The organism is Mesorhizobium sp. M3A.F.Ca.ET.175.01.1.1, assembly GCF_004791945.1.
In the GTDB taxonomy this organism is placed as follows: domain Bacteria; phylum Pseudomonadota; class Alphaproteobacteria; order Rhizobiales; family Rhizobiaceae; genus Mesorhizobium.
Window position 1 is genome coordinate 1 of the sequence record NZ_SRTP01000150.1, and the last position, 361, is coordinate 361.

Consider the following 361-nt stretch of genomic DNA (forward strand, 5'->3'; position numbering starts at 1 on the left):
GAATTGCCGGCCATACACATTATCGCGAGCGATTTGCGGCAAGGCGCTTGCCGGCATCCGACGCCCGGACGCGCGCCTTGCTACGCTGCGGAAATATCCGCTAACCGCCGGAATCCTTAACACGATTTTCATCCCGCTCGCCTAACCACGTTAAGCATGGCAAAGCATGACGACCGGCTGGTTGCAGGCCCCTCTTCGGAGGGGCGGAGCGAGGCGGTGGAAGCCGGCATCCTGCGCGACCAGCTTGGCGATCTGAGCAAATGCGTCTTCATCTCGATGCCTGTCGGCACGGTGCTCTCTGCGCTGATCCTGCTGGTGCAACTGATCTCCGGCGGCGGCCTTGCCGTGGTGCTCTGGTTTG

Annotated in this window: 1 pseudogene; it reads left to right on the forward strand. The window is 62.0% G+C overall.

Annotated features, from left to right (window positions below):
• Window positions 1-156 precede the first annotated feature (156 nt).
• Window positions 157-361: pseudogene (locus EN818_RS31130) on the forward strand (GGDEF-domain containing protein); the annotation flags it as partial.